The 4099-nt window shown below is 68.5% G+C and carries 4 protein-coding genes and 2 pseudogenes; 1 reads left to right on the plus strand and 5 read right to left on the minus strand.

The genetic code is table 11. From position 1 onward, the window contains the following. Positions 1-564 (plus strand): annotated as a pseudogene (locus tag G6R25_RS22155) (hypothetical protein); the annotation flags it as partial. 168 nt (positions 565-732) lie between these two features. On the opposite strand, the gene G6R25_RS22160 reads toward G6R25_RS22155, so the two are convergent. The 5 genes and pseudogenes from G6R25_RS22160 to G6R25_RS30975 form a co-directional block, all read right to left on the minus strand. Next, positions 733-912, minus strand: coding sequence for a DUF3073 family protein (locus tag G6R25_RS22160; RefSeq protein WP_163554439.1), 180 nt, complete (start codon positions 910-912; stop codon positions 733-735). 31 nt (positions 913-943) lie between these two features. Continuing rightward, a complete protein-coding gene (gene rpoD / locus G6R25_RS22165) occupies positions 944-2062 on the minus strand; it encodes an RNA polymerase sigma factor RpoD (RefSeq protein WP_163554440.1) in 1119 nt (372 codons plus the stop codon). Further along, positions 2040-2528, minus strand: a complete 489-nt coding sequence (locus G6R25_RS22170) for a hypothetical protein (protein WP_163554441.1) — start codon at positions 2526-2528, stop codon at positions 2040-2042. Before G6R25_RS22170 ends, rpoD begins: the two co-directional genes overlap by 23 nt. A 163-nt stretch (positions 2529-2691) precedes the next feature. Further along, positions 2692-3033, minus strand: coding sequence for an ArsR/SmtB family transcription factor (locus tag G6R25_RS22175; RefSeq protein WP_163554442.1), 342 nt, complete (start codon positions 3031-3033; stop codon positions 2692-2694). Between the two features lie 78 nt (positions 3034-3111). Next, positions 3112-3884: pseudogene (locus tag G6R25_RS30975) on the minus strand (histidine phosphatase family protein). Positions 3885-4099: the final 215 nt, after the last annotated feature.

The raw sequence follows: 4099 nt of genomic DNA on the forward strand, positions 1-4099 counted from the left end.
ATTTACGATCCCGGCGATCTGATTCGAATCAGCCATGGCGAGTTTCGGAAAAACTTCCAGGTCTCGGGGATGGTCGCGGGCGCCGACTCCGCCTACTACTCCGGGGCGTTCGTGGCGGCCTGCCGACGGGCCGGGGCCCGTTTCTCGGTCACCACCCCAGCCGACCAGAAGATCCACCGCACCGTCACCGAGATCCCTGAGGACGTCTGGACCCCGATCCGCTACCCCCGGGCCGTCTGGGACGAGACCAACCATGCCTGGATCTCCGACGCCGAGATCGCCGAAGTCGGCTACACCGCCTTCGCGTCCGGCCGGCACGCCACCCACGGCCGGTGGCGCGCCGTGTGCGCGACCCGCTCACGCATCTGGTCCGACTCGGCCCCGCAGCCCGGGCAGCAGGCCACCGTCCCCGGCGCGCTGACCACCTGCATCGTCGGCGAGCCGTCCGCCTCCCACTCCACCAGCTCGACCTCGAAACCGCCCAGCCCCAGCAACCTGGCCAGCGAACAACCCATACCCTCGACCACGACGCACCGGTCTCCCGGCGATCATTTCCTTCGATAAGTAGCGATCATTCCCGGTGGGTGGGTGCGTCCCTTTTACCGACCCAGGCTCGTCACGCTCCGCCACAGCAAGCGGTCGTGGATCGTAGTCGACCAAACACGGATTCCGGTCAACTGTGTGGAGCCCCCTTACTCGCGGTTCCGAACGCACCCGGCGTGTCGACGCGCGCTATTCGTGGAGAACTTCGCGGTCCGCCTCTTCGCGGTCCGCGGCAGGTTCGTCGCCGTCGTGGTCCGGCCGCTCGGTAGAAAGGTCCGCCCTGAGCCGGTCTAGATCCACTGCGGGCGAGTGGTACTTGAGCCTCCGGGCGACTCTCGTCTGCTTAGCCTTCGCTCGGCCGCGCGCCATCGCTAGACTCCCTCCAAACCATCCGCGAGGTTCACTGTTCCACGTAATCTCGAAGTCTGTGCGAGCGCGAGGGGTGGTGCAGCTTCGACAAGGTCCTCGACTCGAGCTGTCGGATTCGCTCGCGGCTCACCCCGAACTCGCGGCCGACCTCGTCCAACGTCCTGGGACTGCCGTCAGCCAAACCGAACCGCAGCTCGATGATTTTCTTGTCGCGGTCGGACAACGTGCACAGGATCGAGTCGATCTGCTCCCGTAGAAGGACAGAGCTGGCTGCGTCGAACGGCACCACCGCGTCCGCGTCCTCGATGAAGTCCCCGACGTGGGCGTCCGTGTCCGCGCCGACCAGCGCGTCCAGCGAGACCGGAATCCGGGCGACCTCGAGGACCTCCCGGACCTTTTCTGGCGAGAGGTCCATCTGCTCGGCGATCTCTTCCGGAGACGGCTCCCGGCCCAAGCTCTGAACCAACTGCCTCTGTATCCGGGTCGTCTTGTTAATCGTTTCGGCCATGTGGACCGGGACCCGGATCGTCCGTGCCTGGTCGGCGAGCGCCCTGCTGACGCCCTGCCGGATCCACCAGGTGGCGTAAGTGGAGAACTTGTAGCCCTTGGTGTAGTCGAACTTCTCCACCGCCCGGATCAGACCCAGGTTGCCCTCCTGGATCAGATCCAGAAGGAGCATGCCCCGGCCGACGTAACGCTTCGCGACCGAGACGACGAGCCGCAGGTTCGCCTCCACCAACGCGCGTTTGGCCACCTGGCCGTCCCGCTCGACGGTCTCGAGGTCGCGGCGCCGCTGCGGGGAGATCCTCCTCGCCGACGCGGCGAGCTTCTCCGAGGCGAACAGGCCGGCCTCGATCCGCTTGGCCAGGTCGACCTCCTCTGCCGCGCCGAGCAACCGGACCTTGCCGATCGCCTTGAGGTACATCCGGACGGGATCGGAACTGCCCGCATTGAGCGCCTGTTCCTCCTCGTTGCGCCGGCGGGCGAGTACATCCGCCTCTTCTCCGTCGGCGTCCTCCCCGCCGGCATCGTCGAGAACCTCGACGTCCTTTTCGGGATGCTCGGGTAGGACCCGGCGGAAGGGCTCCGGCATCACTGTGCCCGGTACGCGGTCCGCCACGGACGCGCTAGCAGCCGGCGGCGAGGACATGGGCCGCAGCCGCCGCGGCGGGAATTAGACGCGGGTGGTCGAGGGGAGGCAGCAGCCCGCCGGAGGGCGTAGTGGCGACGAGGGCGTGCACGGCGGCGGCACGAACCTCGAGGTCGATGACATGTCGGTCGGCGTCCGCGTCGGACAACGCCAGGCCGTGGCTGGTCGTGGTCGCAGCGCAGGCCCGCTGGACGAACTTGCCGGTGGACGCGGCGGCGAAGGCCAGGTCTTCGGCCAGCAGCAGGTCCGCGCCCAGCCGCTGGCGCAGCGCCCTGACGAGCCAGCGCAACGTGGGCCCGCCGTCGGCGTCCAATGTGATACGACGATCGCCGGCTGGATCCGACTCGTCGGCGTGAACCGTGATCGTGCCGGGAGCGTCGGAAACGACCGTCGTGACTGCCGCCGCCGCCGGTCCCGGGACGCGAATGCTGTAGGCGGGCTTCGCCCCGGGCGGATTCGGGGTCATCCCGTCGACGCCCTGACGACCTGCCCGAACGGCACCGTCCACGACCAAGGCGCCCGGTTCGTTGCGGCCGTCCCGCTCGGCGCCACCTGGTTGGCTCGGCCGCTCGCGCGATCCGCGGACGGTTTGTACCTCGCCGGCCGGTTCGATGGCTCTGCTCCCGCGTTCACCGCGCACTCATCTCGGCCTCGCGGAGCTCCTCGAGTAGCCCTGCCTGCCCAGCGAGCATCTCGGTGAGTATCCGCCGCGCGGCCTGCATCAACTCGCCCACGTCGACACCAGCCAGCGCGTAGACCACGGTCGAACCGTCGCGGGTCGCGGTCACGATCCCCGACCGGCGCAACACCGCGAGCTGCTGAGACAGGCTCGACGGTTCAACCTCGATCGCCGTCAACAGGTCCCGCACCGGCATGGGCCCGGCCTGCAGCAGCTCCAGCACCCGGATCCGCACCGGATGACCCAACATCCGGAAGAGCTCCGCCTTCGCCTGGTACAGCGGAACCTGCACCGCCACCCGCCTCCTCCCTGATACACCACGCGGAACGGCTGAGGTTGCGAGGTTCCACGTTCGAGAACTACCATGTCATCAATTGAAGAATTGCGCAATCTCTCGGCTTGCCGACCTTCTGGTCCGGCACCCGCGAAGCCGAGACGCCTGCCTCCGGCATCGCGCTCGCCGCGCTGCCGCTGGCCGTGACGCAGTTCCAGCCGACGTCCCAGCACGGTGCCGGCCACTCGGGCTGCTCGGCGGCTGGCGGCTGGCGGGCAATCCGGTGTAGCGCAGCCGCATCAGCGGGATGGTTTCGCCGTCGGCAAGGTGGCCCTCGACGTAGGCGAACTGGCCGCGGGCCGGCGATAGGGCATCGTCGTGTCCTCGTCTGGACCCCTGCGGAGTGGACTGCCCCTGATGCCGGTACTTTCCGGTCGCCCGGTAACGTTGCGTGCCGGTGAACGTCGCTACCTTAAGACGAGGGCCTACGGCCACAAGACCCCGTGCTGTGACCGCCTGCAGGACGATGAATGCGGCGTTGCGCACCGGGCCGAGGCTGCGCCAGTCGGGGACGCGAAGACCGAGCACGCTGACGGTGACGGCGAGAATGGTGCCGGCGTGGCTGGTCACGACCAGCGTGGCCCGCGCCGGCAGGCCGGTGGTGTGCTCGGCGAGCGCCGCCAACGCGCGGACGGCGACCTCGCTCGGACGTTTACCACCGCCACGGGCGATGTCCTCCCCCCCCGGCCCCACCGGGCATACTCGTCGGGGAAACGACCGGCGACATCGGCCCGGCTACGGCCCTCCCACCTACCGAGGTCGGCTTCCCGCAGCCGCGGATCGACCTCCACAGGAAGGCCCCACTTCAGGGTGGGATGACGGCGGAGGCGGCTCCGACGTGGTGGTGACCTCGTTTTCGGAGGTTCTGCGGGCTATACAGTGGCTGGCACTCAGCGAGGTCGAGTGCCAATCCTCGGTGCGACTGGTGCCTGCATAAACGGGAGCACCGTCCGCGGTGCCGGGCACCCCATCGATGACTGGTACCTCTCCGCGCAGGCTTGCCCCCCTGAGAGGACCCATCACG

Origin of the sequence: Candidatus Frankia alpina (assembly GCF_902806485.1) — a bacterium.
GTDB classification, from domain to species: Bacteria; Actinomycetota; Actinomycetes; order Frankiales; family Frankiaceae; genus Frankia; species Frankia alpina.

Coding starts and splice junctions, on each gene's coding strand:
- G6R25_RS22160 (WP_163554439.1), bottom strand. CDS start 912: ATGGCGCGCGGCCGAGCGAAGGCTAAGCAGACGAGAGTCGCCCGGAGG.
- rpoD (WP_163554440.1), bottom strand. CDS start 2,062: ATGTCCTCGCCGCCGGCTGCTAGCGCGTCCGTGGCGGACCGCGTACCG.
- G6R25_RS22170 (WP_163554441.1), bottom strand. CDS start 2,528: ATGACCCCGAATCCGCCCGGGGCGAAGCCCGCCTACAGCATTCGCGTC.